The organism is Sagittula salina (assembly GCF_017813235.1).
GTDB lineage: Bacteria > Pseudomonadota > Alphaproteobacteria > Rhodobacterales > Rhodobacteraceae > Sagittula > Sagittula salina.
In genome coordinates this window covers 60,926-75,128 of the sequence record NZ_JAGISH010000007.1, presented here as the reverse complement: position 1 = coordinate 75,128, position 14,203 = coordinate 60,926, and the positions used below count along the sequence as shown (strand labels likewise).

General features: G+C 65.0%; 13 protein-coding genes. 8 read left to right on the top strand and 5 right to left on the bottom strand.

Annotated features, from left to right (window positions below):
* Nucleotides 1–96: 96 nt before the first annotated feature.
* Complete coding sequence (locus tag J5474_RS13230; RefSeq protein ID WP_209361395.1) at nt 97–696, bottom strand: hypothetical protein; 600 nt, start codon at nt 694–696, stop codon at nt 97–99.
* A gap of 139 nt (nt 697–835) precedes the next feature.
* On the opposite strand from J5474_RS13230, the gene J5474_RS13225 reads away from it, so the two are divergent.
* Complete coding sequence (locus tag J5474_RS13225) at nt 836–2,191, top strand: cytochrome P450 (protein ID WP_209361394.1); 1,356 nt, start codon at nt 836–838, stop codon at nt 2,189–2,191.
* 99 nt (nt 2,192–2,290) lie between these two features.
* Here J5474_RS13225 and J5474_RS13220 read toward each other — a convergent pair whose 3' ends face one another.
* The 4 genes from J5474_RS13220 to J5474_RS13205 all read right to left on the bottom strand — a co-directional run bounded on the left by J5474_RS13220 (nt 2,291) and on the right by J5474_RS13205 (nt 4,656).
* Nucleotides 2,291–2,863: a cob(I)yrinic acid a,c-diamide adenosyltransferase gene (locus tag J5474_RS13220; RefSeq protein WP_209361393.1), complete on the bottom strand. Its 573-nt coding sequence runs from the start codon at nt 2,861–2,863 to the stop codon at nt 2,291–2,293.
* Between the two features lie 33 nt (nt 2,864–2,896).
* Complete coding sequence (locus J5474_RS13215; RefSeq protein ID WP_209361392.1) at nt 2,897–3,100, bottom strand: twin transmembrane helix small protein; 204 nt, start codon at nt 3,098–3,100, stop codon at nt 2,897–2,899.
* 83 nt (nt 3,101–3,183) lie between these two features.
* Nucleotides 3,184–4,011, bottom strand: a complete 828-nt coding sequence (locus tag J5474_RS13210) for an SDR family NAD(P)-dependent oxidoreductase (RefSeq protein ID WP_209361391.1) — start codon at nt 4,009–4,011, stop codon at nt 3,184–3,186.
* Between the two features lie 48 nt (nt 4,012–4,059).
* On the bottom strand, nt 4,060–4,656 hold the full coding sequence (locus J5474_RS13205) for an SH3 domain-containing protein (protein ID WP_209361390.1): 597 nt from the start codon (nt 4,654–4,656) through the stop codon (nt 4,060–4,062).
* Nucleotides 4,657–4,824: 168 nt separating this feature from the next.
* Between J5474_RS13205 and J5474_RS13200 the strand changes: the two genes are divergently transcribed.
* From J5474_RS13200 to J5474_RS13170, 7 genes are all read left to right on the top strand, one after another.
* Nucleotides 4,825–7,254 carry a DNA topoisomerase IV subunit A gene (locus J5474_RS13200; RefSeq protein WP_209361389.1) on the top strand — a complete coding sequence of 810 codons (2,430 nt, stop codon included), beginning with the start codon at nt 4,825–4,827 and terminating at the stop codon, nt 7,252–7,254.
* A gap of 126 nt (nt 7,255–7,380) precedes the next feature.
* On the top strand, nt 7,381–8,616 hold the full coding sequence (locus J5474_RS13195; protein WP_342454038.1) for a DUF898 family protein: 1,236 nt from the start codon (nt 7,381–7,383) through the stop codon (nt 8,614–8,616).
* Nucleotides 8,613–9,704: a M48 family metallopeptidase gene (locus J5474_RS13190; RefSeq protein ID WP_209361388.1), complete on the top strand. Its 1,092-nt coding sequence runs from the start codon at nt 8,613–8,615 to the stop codon at nt 9,702–9,704. Before J5474_RS13195 ends, J5474_RS13190 begins: the two co-directional genes overlap by 4 nt.
* Before the next feature lie 97 nt (nt 9,705–9,801).
* Nucleotides 9,802–11,085, top strand: a complete 1,284-nt coding sequence (locus J5474_RS13185) for a DUF898 family protein (RefSeq protein ID WP_209361387.1) — start codon at nt 9,802–9,804, stop codon at nt 11,083–11,085.
* 4 nt (nt 11,086–11,089) lie between these two features.
* Nucleotides 11,090–12,217 (top strand): M48 family metallopeptidase, encoded by a 1,128-nt coding sequence (locus tag J5474_RS13180; RefSeq protein ID WP_209361386.1) that lies wholly within the window; start codon nt 11,090–11,092, stop codon nt 12,215–12,217.
* 279 nt (nt 12,218–12,496) lie between these two features.
* Nucleotides 12,497–13,255, top strand: a complete 759-nt coding sequence (locus tag J5474_RS13175) for an electron transfer flavoprotein subunit beta/FixA family protein (RefSeq protein ID WP_209361385.1) — start codon at nt 12,497–12,499, stop codon at nt 13,253–13,255.
* Complete coding sequence (locus J5474_RS13170; RefSeq protein WP_209361384.1) at nt 13,255–14,181, top strand: electron transfer flavoprotein subunit alpha/FixB family protein; 927 nt, start codon at nt 13,255–13,257, stop codon at nt 14,179–14,181. The genes J5474_RS13175 and J5474_RS13170 overlap by 1 nt, the downstream gene beginning before the upstream one ends.
* Nucleotides 14,182–14,203 lie beyond the last annotated feature (22 nt).

Below are 14,203 nucleotides of genomic sequence, written 5' to 3'. Positions count from 1 at the left end.
TGTCAGACGCCTCGTGGTTCGGGGGCCACACTGGCGGGCCCGGGTTTCCATCGCGCGCCGTTTATTGAGTCGGAGACCAAAAATCAAGCCGTTCCATCAGCCCTGTGGCGGTGCGGCGCCTGCTGTGGCGGGAACCGGCGCGTCCGCCGGCAGCACGATGGCATCGGCCGGTATGTCGCCCCCTGGCGCACGGAACCAGTCGTCCTCCGTCATCCTCTCGCGGAGCCAGTCTTCGATCTGCAGTGCCGCCTGATCGGCCAGCCGCTGGATCTGCTCCTCGCGGGTCAGCCCGAGCCGGGTTTCGAAGACCTGGATCACCTGGATGACCTCGGTTTCCTCGTTCAGCTTGCGCTTTGCTGCGTCATCCCAGACCGTCAGCCGCAGGGCCAGCGCGGACTTCCCCGGCACCACTGGCGGCGGCAGGGAATAGGCCTCGACCGAGAGGCCGAAGTGGTAGAACCTGCCGCCCGAGTAGCGGCGGAAGCGCTTCTCGATGGCGGCGTCCACCGCTTCGATCCACTCCTCGGAACTGGCCTCCCGCGACACCAGCAGCTTTTGCACGTTCGGCGCGACCACGATGGCGTGACCCAGCGTGAAATTGCCCAAGGGTTCGACCGGCCGCGCCAGGTCCTGCGTGGCATCTGTGCAGGCAGAAAGGCCCAGCATGAGGGTCAGAATGGCAAGAACACGAAACATAATCATCCCCGGGTGGCTCTTTCGTCCCGTAGCGCAGCATGGGTTGACGTGCAATTGCGGGCCCCTTTGTCAATGGCGCATTCCCGCCTATGTTTGCAGGGATACCACAGGCCCACGCCCCCCGCGAAAGTCCGACACGATGACCGAGATGACGCCGCCCCGCCTGCCTGTCCGCGTGCCCCTCGTCACTCAACCCATGGGCATCTGGGCCTCGTTGCAGGCCACCCGGCGCAACGTGCTGTCGATCATTCCGGAAATCGCGACCCGTCAGCCGATGGTTTCGGGCCGCACCGGAAAGCGGTGGCACATGGTCATGGATCCCGGCGCCATTCGCCGGGTGCTGCTGGAGAACCTCGACAATTACCCTAAAAGCCTCGTTACAAAGAACCTGCTACGCCCCGCCATTGGGGAAAGCCTCTTTGTCGCGGAGGGCGCGCACTGGCGCTGGCAACGCCGCACTGCCGCGCCGGTCTTCACCCATCGCAACGTGTTGAACCTCGCCCCCGTGATGAGCGCTGCGGCGGGCCGCTCCATCGACCGCATCCGCGCGGCCGGGCCGCGCGCGCTGAATTTCCTCGACGAGATGGTCAGCACCACCTTCGACGTGATCTCGGACGTGACCTTCTCCGGCGACCGGGCCTTTGACCGCGATGGCGTGCACAAGGCAATCGACGCCTATATCGCTGAAGCGGGGAAAGTCTCGCTTTTTGACATTCTCGGGCTGCCGGACTGGGTGCCGCGTCCGGGGCGAGCCTTTTTTGCCGGGGGCGTGGCGCAGATGAAGGGCATGGCAGATCGCGCCATCGCCGCGCGGGCCGAGCGGCCCTCCGAGGGTGTGCCGGATCTTATGGACCTGCTGCAATCGGGCTCTGACCCGGAAACCGGGCGGGCGATGTCCCCGGCGGAACTGCGCGACAACCTGCTGACCTTCATCGTCGCCGGACATGAAACCACGGCCCTCACCCTGTCCTGGTCGCTTTACCTTCTGGCCTTCGACCAGCAGGCGCAGGACCGTCTCCGGGCCGAGGCGCAGGCCGTGCTCTCAGGCGAGACCGCAACCGGCGAAGATGTCGCCCGCCTGCCCTTCACCCGGCACGTCATCGACGAGGCGCTGCGCCTTTATCCGCCCGCCGGGCTGGTATCGCGCACCGCCATGGCACCCGATACGCTTTGCGGCCGAGAGATCCGTCGCGCCGACACGGTGATCCTGCCGATCTACGCGCTGCACCGGAACCGCCTGCTGTGGGAGGACCCGGACGCCTTCCGCCCCGACCGTTGGCAGGAAAAGCCCGAGCGCTACGCTTACCTGCCCTTTGGCGACGGGCCGCGCATCTGCATCGGGGCGAGCTTTGCCCTGCAGGAGGCGGTCATCATTCTTGCCTCGCTGGTGGCAAACTTCCGTTTCACGCCAGTGAAGGGCCGCGAGCCGGAACCGGTGATGATCCTCACCCTCCGCCCCGAGGGCGGCGTCTGGCTGGAAGCCGAAGCAGTTTGACAGGGGCCCGGCCCCCGCTTTTTCTCGGTTCAAATACTCATGAACACCGCCGCCTCCGGCGCCCCGGAGGCCCCCTTGACGGTGGGTCTTCAACCTACACTAGCGGTTAGCCCCCGGAACCCACAAGACGTCCGCGCGGCCTTCGTCATTCGCGATCCGTGCCGCGACGAAGAACCAGTCCGACAGACGGTTGAGGTACTTTACCGCCGCCGGGTTCACCGTCTCCTCCGAAGCCAGCTCGACCGCCAGCCGCTCCGCCCGGCGCGCCACCGTGCGGCAGACGTGCAGATGCGCCGACAGACGCGCACCCCCGGGAAGAACGAAGGACCGCAGCGGCTCCAGCCGGGCGTTCATGGCGTCGATCTCGGATTCCAGCCGCGATACCTGCGCGTCGGCCATGCGCAGCGGCGGGTACTCGGCCTCCGCGTCCTTCTCCATCTCGGGACGGCACAGATCGGCGCCCAGGTCGAACAGGTCGTTCTGAATGCGCGACAGCGCCGCGTCTGTCTCGCCCTCCGCCTCCGTTCGGGCCATTCCGACAAAGCAGTTCAACTCGTCCGATGTGCCATAGGCCTCCACCCTCGGGTCGTACTTCTTGACCCGAGTACCATTGCCCAGCGCGGTTTCGCCGGTGTCGCCAGTGCGCGTATAGATCTTGCTCAGTACGACCATGCCGCCCCCCTTGTGGTAAATGACTTATCGCAGTCAGTGCTTGCTGCGCAGATAGGTGAACAGCAGGATCAGCACTACCGCCACGAATTGGGCCATGATGCGCCACTGCATCGCGCGGTTCGACCATTTGCGGCTGAAAGCGCCACCCTTGGCGAAACTGCTGATGCCGAAGAACAGGATGCCCACCACGCCGAACATCACCAGCGCAATCAGGATGAAGAGAGGATCGTCTGCCATATCGCCTCCTTGGCTATAGGCTTCACATAGCGCCTGCCGCAAAGGGAGCAAAGCCGCAGTGTGTCGCGCCCAAGGTCGACCCCCTAGCCCTTTGCCACCAGCCAGTCGAGCCGCCGTGTCGTCAGGAGCCGCCGCGCCGCCCCCATGAGGTGGGTCGCGGTCGTCACGTAGTAGCGGGGCCTCGGCCGGGGGCTTTCGCAGGCGCGTATCAGCTTCGCCGTCACCGCCGAGGGCGGCAATTCAAAGAAATCCTTTCCCCGGGATTCGTAAAGTCTTTTCAGAAGCTTCTCGCGGTACTGCGCGGCGCGGGGGGAGCTTTGCCAATCGACCCAGCGTTCGAAATGAGGAATCGAGTTCACCCGGATCTTCGATGTCACCGGCCCCGTATTCAGGGCCACGACATGAATGCCGGTGCCTGCCATTTCCACCCGGAGGGTATCCGTCAACCCTTCAACGGCAAATTTCGTCGCGCTATAGGCCGCCCGCCAGGGCATGACGACCAGCCCCAACACGGAAGAGTGATTGACGATCCGCCCGTGCCCCTGCGCCCGCATCACCGGGATCAACCGGCGGGTCAGCTCGTGCCAGCCAAAGACATTGGCTTCGAAAATCGCTCTCAGCGCATCGGTCGGCAGATCCTCCAGCGCCCCCGGCGTGGCGTGCGCGCCGTTGTTGAACAGCGCGTCCAGCGTGCCGCCGGTGGCCCCCAGAACCTCCGCCAGCCCGGATTCGATGCTGTCCTTGTCGGTGTAGTCGATCCGCGGGCTTGCGAATCCCTCCGCCTTGAGCCTGTCGCAGTCCGCCTGCTGGCGACAGGAGGCAAAGACGCGCCACCCACGGGCACGCATCCCGTGGGCGGCGTCATATCCGATGCCCGAAGAGCATCCGGTGATAAGGATGGTACGTGTCATGCCGTCATCAGCCCGGCTCCGGGCAGCGCGTCAACCGAAAACGCGGGATCAGTTCGACGCGGTCAGAAAGCTCGCAGACATCCAGCCGACGTTATTGCCGTCGAGCGCACGCAGCTTTACCCAGCCGTCGCCTTCGTCGAGCACCTCGACCTCTTCGCCTTCCAGCAACTGCGTCACCACATCATAGGACGTCGCCGGCCCGCCACGCAGGTTCACCCGGCTGCCGGTCACGGTGCGATAATCGATCATCGCAGCATCGGCCACGGCTGCCTGCATGATCTCGGCGGGGGCGGCGTCATGCTCTGTTCCCTCGTCGGACGGCATGGCATTGGTCATTGCCGCAGGCGTCACCACTGTCTCGAGTTTGTCACCGCTCACGCCGATCTCGGAATTGCCAGGCACGTAGACCGTTCGCACCCGCGATGTCTGCCCGACCTGAGCGACGGCGGGTTGCACGATGGCATTGAGGTCGGCCGCAGGTGTGTCGCGCGCGACACGTTCGACCGTCTGGGGCGCCGATTCGACGGCGTGCGCTGCGGCAAGGATCTGCACGCCCTGATTGCCGGGCACGAAATGTGCGCCGCCGGACATCTCGTACCACGCCCAGCCAAGCACACCAAAAGTCAGCAGAAAAATACGTACCATGTCAGCCCCCCGTCCTCCGGTCAGCGGCCACCGATGCAGCCCTGTCGTCCGCAGCCAGACGACACATTCAAGTTATCCGATTCCCTTACGTCCGCGTAAGGGAGAAACCCGGTCGAATTCCCAGTCAGTCGCTTGCTGCGCCCGTAAGGCAACGGTATCACGACTGCCATGAGCGACGATGATCTCGACCCCGAAACAAACGCCCGCAACCTTGCGGAACCATTGCGACGCGCCATTGGCGAGCGCTACCTCACCTATGCGCTGTCAACCATCATGCACCGGGCGCTGCCCGACGCGCGTGATGGCCTGAAGCCGGTCCATCGTCGTATCCTCTATGCAATGCGCAGGCTGCGACTTAGTTCCACCGGCGGCTTCCTGAAATCTGCAAAGATTTCAGGGGATACCATGGGCGACTTCCACCCGCACGGCGACACAGCGATCTATGACGCGATGGCGCGCCTGGCACAGGATTTCACCATCCGCTACCCGCTGGTGGACGGTCAGGGCAACTTCGGTAACATCGACGGCGATAACCCGGCCGCCTCGCGCTACACCGAGGCGCGCATGACCGTGATGTCGGAGGCCCTGCTGAACGGCCTTGACGAGAACGCCGTCGACTTCCGTCCGAACTACGACGGGCGCCTCGAAGAACCCTCTGTCCTGCCCGCCTCCTACCCGAATTTGCTGGCTAACGGATCGTCGGGGATCGCCGTCGGCATGGCGACGAACATCCCGCCGCACAACATCGGCGAACTGATCAACGCCTGCCTCCATCTGGTCAAGAAACCCGATGCGGTGGATGACAGCCTTCTCGCCTATGTGCCCGGGCCCGATTTTCCCACCGGCGGCGTGATCGTCGAACCTGCCGAGAACATCGCCCAGGCCTATGCCACCGGGCGTGGATCGATCCGGCTGCGCGCCCGCTGGCACGTAGAGGATCTGGGCCGCGGGACCTGGCAGGTCGTGGTCACGGAAATCCCCTATCAGGTGCAGAAATCCAAGCTGGTCGAACGCATCGCGGAACTGATCCAGACGCGCAAGGTGCCGATCCTCGCCGACGTCCGCGACGAAAGCGCCGAAGACGTCCGCATGGTGCTGGAGCCCAAGACGAAGAACGTCGATCCCGACGTGTTGATGAACCTGCTGTTCCGCAATTCGGACCTCGAAACGCGTTTCTCGCTCAACATGAACGTGCTGATCGACGGTGTGACGCCGCGCGTCTGCTCGCTCAAGGAGTGCCTGCGCGCCTTCCTCGACTTCCGGCGCGACGTGCTGGTCCGCCGGGCAAAGCACCGCATGGCCAAGATCGACAACCGGCTGGAAGTTCTCGAAGGCCTCATCATCGCCTTCCTCAACCTTGACCGGGTGATCGACATCATCCGCTACGACGACGATCCCAAGGCCGCGCTGATGTACGAGGACTGGTCAAGGCCGCACCAGTCCACCATCCCGCGCGCCATGGACGAACGCGACTACCGTTCTCCGCTCGCAGGCGTTGATGTGAAGGCGCTGACCCTTCTGGAAGATCCCGACGCCATCGAACGCGGCATTCTGGCGGATGACGGCACGTCGTCTGCTGTGCCCAAACGCTTTGTCGGGCGCTCCGAGGGGCTGTCGGACACGCAGGCCGAGGCGATCCTCAACATGCGCCTGCGCAGTTTGCGCCGTCTGGAGGAACTGGAGCTGGTCAACGAGCGCGATGCCCTGATGGAGGAACGCGCCGGCTTGGAGGATCTGCTGGCCTCCGAGGATCTGCAATGGGGCCGGATCAAGGACGAACTCTCGGAGGTGAAGAAGCAGTTCACCAAGGGCTATACCCGTGGCCAGCGCCTCACCACCTTCGCGGAGGCGACAGAGGCCGAGGACGTCCCGCTGGAGGCGATGATCGAGCGCGAGCCGGTCACGGTGGTCTGCTCCAAGATGGGCTGGATCCGCGCCATGAAGGGGCACATCGACCTCGGTTCGGAGCTGAAGTTCAAGGACGGCGACGGCGCGCGATTCATCTTCCACGCCGAAACCACGGACAAGCTGCTGGTCTACGGGTCGAACGGACGTTTCTACACGGTCGTGGCCGCGAACCTGCCCGGCGGGCGCGGCATGGGTGAACCGCTGCGCCTGATGGTCGATCTGCCCAACGATACGGAGATCATCGATATCCTCGTGCACCGTCCCGGCCAGCGGCTGCTGGTGGCCTCCACCGCCGGGGACGGCTTCCTCGTGCCCGAAGACGAGGTCATCGCCCAGACCCGCTCGGGCAAGCAGGTGCTGAACGTGAAGACCCCGGTGAAGGCGCTGGTCTGCAGGCCCGTGACCGGCAACGCCGTCGCCGTGGTCGGCGAGAACCGCAAGGTTCTGGTCTTCATGCTGGACGAACTGCCGGAGATGGGTCGCGGCAAGGGCGTAAGGTTGCAGAAGTTCAAGGACGGCGGGCTGTCGGATGCGCGCACCTTCACTCTGGAGGCCGGGCTGTCGTGGCAGGATCCGGCGGGCCGAACCCGCACCGTCGATCAGCAGGAGCTGGCCGAATGGGTGGGCAAACGCGCCGGCACCGGCCGCATGGCCCCGCGCGGCTTCCCGCGCGACAACAAGTTCAACTGACCATGAAAACGGCCCCCACGCGGGGCCGTTTTCCGTATCCGCCCCCCCCCCTCGGACAACGTTTTCTTGAAACGGTCTCCCGGCGGCGCCATTCTGCACCCGTGATTTGAGTTTGGATTATTCCCCGTGAGCCTTGCTGACCCGAGTTCGGCGGGTGCCATTGCCTCAGACGAAGGCGGGCATCGCGTCTGGGCCACCCGTTTCGCCGGGCGGCGCTGGCCGCTGTTCAAGCTGGTCCTCGGCACCGGCGCGCTGACCGTTCTGACGCTCGGGATCTACCGTTTCTGGCAGAAAACCCGCGTGCGGCGCTGGCTCTGGTCGGCGATCCGGCCCGGCGGCTACCCGCTGGAATATGCGGGCGACCCGTTGGAAAAGCTGCTGGGCTTTCTCATCGCCGTGGTCATCCTCGCCTTCTATATCGGGATCGTGAACCTCCTGCTGATGTTTGCCAGCTTTGCGCTGTTTCAGGGCAATTATGCCGCCTATGCGCTGTCTCTGGTCGGTGTATTCCCCATCTGGTTCTACGCCCGCTACCGCGCGCGTCGCTACATCCTCGCCCGCACCCGCTGGCTGGGGTTGCGCTTCGGGCTGGAACCAGGGGCCTGGGGCTTCGCCATCCGCGCGCTGTGGCACGGCTTCCTCGCGCTCATCACGGCGGGGCTGCTCTGGCCGCGCATGACCTTCAAGCTGGAGCAATACCGCACCAACCGCACGTTCTTCGGCGAGACGCGGATGCATCAGGACGGCCGTTGGACCATGCTTTACGGCGCGATGAAGTGGCATTTCATCAACCTCCCCATAGCCTTCGGTGGGCTGATCTGCATCGGCGCGAACGAGGCGCTTGCCTTGCCGATCCTGACCCTCGGCGCGGTGCTCTGGCTCTATGCAGCCGTCTACTACCGGGTGGAAACCCGCATACGCCTTACCAACCACAAACGCGCGGGCGCGCTGCGGCTGCGACTGACCGCCTCGCCGTTGCGGATATTCTGGATACTGGCCTCCGGCCATACACTCGCGCTTCTGGTCTCGGCCCTGCCGACGCTGATTCTGCTGGGACTGTTCCTCGAACTGCAATCATTGGAAACGCTGGTCGAGATGGGGCTGGAGAACACGCCGCCGATCTTTGCCGGTCTGAACCGGACAGCGCTGATCGCCCTGTCCGTGATGGCCTATTTCTCCATATTCCTCGTCTGGACCGCCTGCACGCAGGCCTGGGTGACGCTCCCGCTGATCCGCCATTACGCGCAGGGCCTGGAGGTCATCGGGACCGAAGCCATGGCCACCTTCGGCCAGCGCCCCCGCGACGACCACCCGGAGGCCGAAGGCTTTGCCGAGGCGCTGGACGTGGGGGCCTCGCTATGAGCTTTGCGGCAGAGGCCATCCACCTCGACGGCGAGAGCGGGCAGCCAATCCGTCTGACCGTCACCGTGGATAACACGCATCAATCGCTGACCGGGCCCGGTCTCCATTGGCCGTTGAATACGATCCGCGAGCTTCCCGACACTGCGGGCGGCGATCTGGTGATCCTGTCGCGGACGGAAAACGCCGTCGAACGGCTGATCCTGAAGGACTCCGCCATTCGCGCCCACCTGCCCTGCCGCCGCCGCAGTGCCCCGGTGGCGAACCGGCCCCTCCTGCTGAAATGGGCCGCCGCCGCAATGGGGTCCGTGGCGCTGATCCTCTTTGTCCTCGTGCCGATCATGGCCGACCAGCTGGCCAACTACATCCCGCCCGAAGGCGAGCGCGCATTGGGCCAGGTGACGCTGAACGAGATCCGCGAGGCATTGGACGACAGCGGGCTCGAACCCGTCCGCTTCTGCACAGATCCCGACGGCCTGACCGCCCTGCGCCGAATCGAGGCGCGACTGTCGGGCGAAGCCGACCTGCCGGTCGAGATCACCGTGCACATTCTCGATCACGAGATGGTCAACGCCTTTGCCCTGCCCGGCGGGCATATCGTCTTTTTCCGGGGGCTGATCGAACAGGCGGGCGCACCGGACGAACTGGCCGCCGTCTTTGCCCACGAGATGGGGCACGTCGCCAGCCGGGATCCCACGCGCCACGCGCTGCGCAGCGCCGGGTCCATCGGGGTGCTGGGGCTGCTGTTCGGTGATTTCGCCGGGGGTGCGGTGGTGCTGTTCCTCGCGGAACGGCTGATCGACGCGCAATACAGCCAGACCGCGGAGGCCGCGGCGGATGTTTTCGCCCACGACCTGATGCGCCGCGCGGGCCTGTCACCCGGCGCGCTGGCCACGATTTTTGAACGGTTCGCCGCGCTGGACGGCGACACCCGAACCTTCATGCAGCATTTCATGAGTCACCCCGCCCTCGGCGACCGGATCGAGCGCGCGCGTCGCGCCGTGCCCGCCGGGCTGCTACCGGAACCGTTGATGGGCGACGCGGACTGGGCCGCGCTGCAGACCATCTGCTCCCGCACCGCGCGAAACTGATCGCGGCGACTGAAACAGACGGCATTTCCCGACTTTACAGGCGGGCGCACGGCTTTAGGCTGCGGCCAAAGAGCGGACAGCGCAAAGGTTTTCCATCATGCATTCCGAAGAGCGCCTTTCCGCATCGACCCCGGAAGGCGGCCATATCGAGGTCAGCTATGCCGGGGCACAGGGTCCGATGTTCGCCCTGATGCTTAAGACCGGGCTGCTGACGCTGGTCACGCTGGGCCTCTACCGTTTCTGGCAGAAGACACGCGTGCGGCGCTATATCTGGTCCTCGGTCAACGCAGGCGGCGATACCTTCGAATACACCGGCACGGGGCTGGAGAAGTTCCTCGGCTTTCTCGTCGCCATCGTCTTTCTCGCGGTCTACCTCGGCGTGGTCCAGATGATCCTCTTTTACCTCGGCCTGAATATCATGGTCGACACGGACACCGCCGACGAGGGCGATCTGATCGGCATGGTGGCTGCCTCCGTCATTTCCGGCCTCGCCGTGCTGCCCTTCCTGTTGTTCGCCATCTACCGCGCCCGGCGGTACAAGATGGCCCGCACACGCTTTCGCGGCATTCGTCTGGGGATGGAAAAAGGCGCATGGGGTTATGTGATCCGCGCCATGGGCTACGGGCTGCTGGCGATCGTCTCGCTCGGGCTACTGACGCCGCTGATGACCTTCCGGCTCGAGCAATACATGACCGCGCGCAGCTACTACGGCTCCACCCGAATGCGGCAGGACGGCAGATGGAGCGACCTCTACGCGGCGATGAAGCATGTCTTCATCGCGCTCGGCATCCTGCTCGCCTCCGGCTTCCTGATCTACACCGGCTCAGAGAGCGACACGATCCCCAAGATCGTGCTGGGCGTGATCGCCATGCTCGTCGGCTATGTCTGGATCTTTGTCGGCGCGATCTACTATGCCGTACAATCCTTCGGCTACCTGATGAGCCACAAGGTCCTGGGCAACGAGATCCGCTTTGCCGCGGAGCCGCGCACCGGAACGGTGATCAAGACCTACATTCTCGGCGGTCTGCTGCTGGCACTGCTGTCCTCGGTGGTCTTCGGCATCGCCTTTGCGCTGGCCATGCCCTTTCTGGCGGGGATCGAAAGCCTGTTTGCCGACGGGGAGGCGACCATGACCGAAACCCAGATCATGACCCGGATGATCGGCGCCGGTGTCGTGGTGGGGATCGGCTACCTGGTGGGACTCGTCGTGATGCAGGCGCTGACCATGATCCTGATAACCCAGCCGGTGCTGGCGCATTACATCGGCACCATCCGCATCCTGAACCCCGATGCGCTGGACCGCGTGCACCAGCGCGCGGCGGAGGCCGGCATCGACGCCGACGGCTTTGCCGACGCGCTGGATATAGGCGGAGCGATCTGAACCGATGCTGACCCAGGCCCACGCGGCACACTTCTTCGACGGGCGGACATCGGCCCGGCATCCTGTCACCGTACGCCTCTCGGAGGACCGCATCGCGCTGGTGATCGAGGGAAAGAGCCTCACCGCGCCGCTCACCTGGCTGCTTTCGGATCTGCGCGCGCTGACAGACACCGCCGACGACCAGCGCCTGACCGTCACCCGCCACGCCCAAAGCGATGACGAAAGCCCGCACGACGTGGCGCGCCTTGTGATCCTCGACCCCGAGTTGATCGCCTGGATGCACCGCACGCGGCCGAACCTCTTCCGGGCCGAAACGCACCCCGGCGCGATCCGCCGCCTCCTGATCTACGCGGGCGGGGCTGCGGCGGCCTGTCTTCTGCTGCTCTTCGTCATCCTCCCCGCGCTGGCGAATTCTTTGGCCCGCCTCATCCCGATCGAGCGCGAGATCGCCTTCGGCAAGACCGTGGTCCGGCAAATGGAACGCCAATTGAACTGGCTGGATGCGCGCGAGGGTTTCCACTGCACCGATCCAGCCGGTCTGACGGCGCTCGACACGCTGCTGCAACGGCTGACCGGCGGCCGGGACATGCAGTACGACATCTCGCTCCAGGTCTTTGACAGCGGCATGGTGAACGCCTTCGCCGCGCCCGGTGGGCAGGTGGTGATCCTGCGCGGTCTGTTGGACCAAGCCGAAACGCCAGAGGAGGTCGCGGGCGTGCTGGCGCATGAATTGGGCCATGTCGAAAGCCGCGACGCCACGCGTCTGACCCTGCGCGCCGCCGGGTCGGCCGGGCTGCTGACCATGCTGATCGGCGATGTCACAGGCGGCACTGCAGTCGCCGTGTTGGGGGAACGGCTGCTGTCGGCCTCCTACACGCGGGAGGCGGAGACCGCAGCGGACAACTTTGCCCTCGAAATGCTGGCCAACGCGCGTGTGGACGTCGCAGGCTTTGGCGACTTTTTCGATGCTCTGGCCGAATTGGAGCCGTTTTCCCTGCCGGAATACCTTGCCACCCACCCCGCCACGGAAGGGCGCGCGGCCGGGGCACATGCCTTCGCTGCCGCGCAGGACGAAACCGCCCCCATTCTCACCAAAACCGCGTGGCAGGCCCTGAAGGCAATCTGCGACTGAGCCCCTGCGGCGAAAGCGCACGCACTCACTGTTCTGTTTATGCCGCACCGCAGCGCCATCAGACGCCGGGCCGCAGCGTAATTTTCTGAGGTTTTCCGCAATGCCATTGCAGTTATATTGCGCCACCTGTAACGAGAACGGGATGCAGGCCCGCGGGGAAACGCGACGTAGTTTGCCCCCCTTGCGACGCTTTTGCCCTGTTTCCTAGGGAAAACGCGCGCTACACCGCTTGCCAGAGGAATCCGCGGGAGGAGTCCCGCAGCAACAGGAGAGACACGCATGAAGGTACTCGTACCGGTCAAGCGCGTGATCGACTACAACGTGAAGGTTCGCGTCAAAGCGGACGGCACGGGGGTCGATCTGGCGAACGTGAAGATGTCGATGAACCCCTTCGACGAGATCGCCGTAGAGGAAGCGATCCGACTGAAGGAAGCGGGCAAGGCCACCGAGGTCATCGCTGTCTCCATCGGTGTCAAGCAGGCGCAGGAAACCCTGCGCACAGCGCTCGCAATGGGTGCCGACCGCGCAATCCTCGTGGTTGCCGCCGATGACGTGCATACCGACATCGAACCGCTCGCCGTGGCGAAGATCCTCGCCAAGGTCATCGAAGACGAGCAGCCCGGCATCGTGCTGGCCGGCAAACAGGCGATCGACAACGACCTCGGCGCCACCGGCCAGATGCTGGCCGCGCTGCTTGGCTGGTCTCAGGCGACCAACGCCAACACCGTCGACGTCGATGGCGACCACGCCGTCGTATCGCGTGAGGTGGACGGCGGCCTGCAGACCGTGAAGGTCAAGCTGCCGACCATCATCACCACCGACTTGCGCCTGAACGAACCGCGCTACGCTTCGCTGCCGAACATCATGAAAGCGAAGAAGAAGCCGCTCGACGAGAAGACTGCCGCCGATCTCGGCGTCGATGTCGCGCCGCGCCTTGAGATCGTGAAGACCTCGGAACCCGCCTCCCGTCAGGCAGGCGAGATGGTCGGGTCCGTCGACGAGCTGGTGGCGAAACTCAAGGAAAAGGGGATCGTGTGATGGCTGTACTTCTTATTGCCGAAATCACCGACGGCGCTCTGGCGATGGACGCGACCGCCAAGGCCGTGACCGCCGCGCAGGCGCTGGGTGACGTGACCGTCCTGACCGTGGGCGCCTCCGCGCAGGCCGCCGCCGAAGAGGCTGCCACCCTCGCGGGTGTGTCGAAGGTTCTCGTGGCCGAGGATGCGCTTTACGGCCATCGCCTCGCGGAACCCGTCGCCGCGCTGATCGTCTCGCTGGCCCCGGGCTACTCGCACATCGTGGCGCCCTCGACGACGGACGCCAAGAACATCCTGCCGCGCGTCGCCGCCCTGCTGGACGTGATGGTGATCTCCGATGTGACCGGCGTGGTCGATGCCGACACGTTCGAGCGCCCGATCTACGCGGGCAACGCCATCCAGACGGTGAAGTCCGGGGACGCGACAAAGGTCGTCACCTTCCGCACCTCGACCTTCGACGCCGCCGCCACCGGCGGTTCCGCGGCAGTCGAAGCCGTGAGCGCGGGCGAAAACCCCGGCTTGTCGGAGTGGGTCGCGGACAAGGTAGCCGAGAGCGACCGTCCGGAACTGACCTCCGCCGGTATCGTCGTGTCGGGCGGCCGTGGCCTTGGTTCCGAAGAGAACTTCGCCATCATCGAGAAGCTGGCCGACAAGCTGGGCGCCGCCGTTGGCGCATCCCGTGCGGCCGTGGATTCCGGCTTTGCCCCCAACGACTGGCAGGTCGGTCAGACCGGCAAGGTCGTGGCGCCGAACCTCTACCTCGCCGTGGGCATCTCCGGCGCGATCCAGCACCTCGCGGGCATGAAGGATTCCAAGGTCATCGTCGCGATCAACAAGGACGAAGAGGCGCCGATCTTCCAGGTTGCCGATTACGGCCTTGTCGCCGACCTCTTCGAAGCGGTGCCAGAGTTGACCGAAAAACTGTGAGAGGCGGGTTGCAGACCCACCC